At 59.4% G+C, this 1,535-nt stretch carries 2 protein-coding genes; one reads left to right on the top strand and one right to left on the bottom strand.

The genetic code is table 11. The features are described 5' to 3' along the window. Positions 1–189, top strand: a 189-nt coding sequence (locus WBV42_RS03985) for a fumarylacetoacetate hydrolase family protein (RefSeq protein WP_423984887.1), incomplete at its 5' end; no start/stop codon positions are given. A 536-nt stretch (positions 190–725) separates the two neighbouring features. Here the strand turns inward: WBV42_RS03985 and WBV42_RS03980 are convergent. Then, positions 726–1,490: an IclR family transcriptional regulator gene (locus WBV42_RS03980; RefSeq protein WP_423984886.1), complete on the bottom strand. Its 765-nt coding sequence runs from the start codon at positions 1,488–1,490 to the stop codon at positions 726–728. Positions 1,491–1,535: the final 45 nt, after the last annotated feature.

Here is a 1,535-nt window from a genome sequence, read left to right as displayed (position 1 = left end):
GAGATGGCGACCACCTGCGAGGAACTCGTCTCGTATCTCGAACGGCACAACTCGCTCCCCGAAACGCTGGTTCTACTCACCGGAACTGCGCTCGTGCCGCCGGAGTCGTTCACCCTCACTGAGGGAGACGAGGTTACCATCGACATCGATCGTATCGGACGACTCGTCAACGGAACGGTGAGCGTCTAATCCGATAGCACGACACGCCCGACGGGATAGCGACGGCTATCCTCGACTGCCGACGTCGCCCGGACGGTTACGGGACGTCCCCGACGCTGGTCGGCGAACGAGGGACGCCGGGACGCCGTTCCGATCCGTCTTCGTGGAGCAGTTACTACGAAATCACGTTCCATCGTGTTCTGGATATCAGAATCCGGTTGACCGCGACCGTCGCTCCCGTTCGTTCGACGTCCCCGCTAAAACAGGGACAGCACCGCATTCGAAGAGTGGTACGGGAAAATACGAGGCCGTAGATGATGGTCAAGTGACCACATTGTGTTCTGGTATCGAGAACGAACTCGTGGTCTGCGGGATTCTCGTCGTTCTGGTCTCCAGCCGAACCAACGATCCATTACAGGCATATTGGTGTAATGACCTTCGTGGAACGGACGTTCTACTGCTGACGGTCAGCCGCTCGGTTACACGTGTTTAGGAGAGTTGAACGAATTACGTCGAACGCATTACGTTGAACACGTTACGCCGAACGCGGTAGGAAGTCGAACGCATCACGCCGAACGCAGGTCGAGTTCTATCTTCTTCGCGGTGCTGAACACCTGTCCCGTGACGTCCTCCTCGAAATGTCGTCCGTGGAGGACCTCGTCCGGACCGACGACGCAGATGGCCGCCCGTCCGTCGGTGTCGCCGCCACGGATCGGAGCGGCGACACCGTTCACGTCCTCGATTCGTTCCCCGCGGCTGTACGCGACGCCGTCGTCACGCACCTTTCGCAACTGTTCGAACAACCGTGACGAGTCGGTAATCGTCCCGTCGGTATAGCGGTCCAATCCGTGGTGTCGGATACAGTCCTCGACGCGGTCGTCGGACATGGAGGAGAGTATCGCTTTCCCGGCCGCGGTGGCGTACAACGGCACTTGATCGCCGTTGACCGACGAAGGGGACCACGAATCGGAGCAGGTCGCGTGATATACGCGAGTCGCGCAACCCGCTTCCCCGACGTAGAGACCGGCGTACTCGCCGGTCGTCTTCGTGAGGTTGTCCAGATACGGCTTTGCGACCCGGAACAACTGCATCCGATCCCTCGTTCGCTCGCCCGTCGCGAGCGAGCGAAGCGTGAGGTCGTATCGGCCATCGACCTGTTTGACGTATCCCAAGCTACGCAACGTCGTCAGGTGGTTGTGGACGGTTCCCTTCGTCGTGTCGATTCGGGAGGCCAGTTCCGTCACCCCGAGCGGACCGTCGGCGGCGAGGGTTTCCAGTAGCGTAAACGATGTCTTCGTCGCGTTCACCGGACAACGCCCATCTACGTTCATGGTATCTATCAATTGGTCACCCACTTATATCTGTTCACCACAGTT

Source organism: Haladaptatus sp. (assembly GCF_049589095.1).
Lineage (GTDB): Archaea > Halobacteriota > Halobacteria > Halobacteriales > Haladaptataceae > Haladaptatus.
The sequence above is the reverse complement of the archived record's forward strand: the minus strand, read 5'-3'. Positions and strand labels throughout refer to the sequence as shown.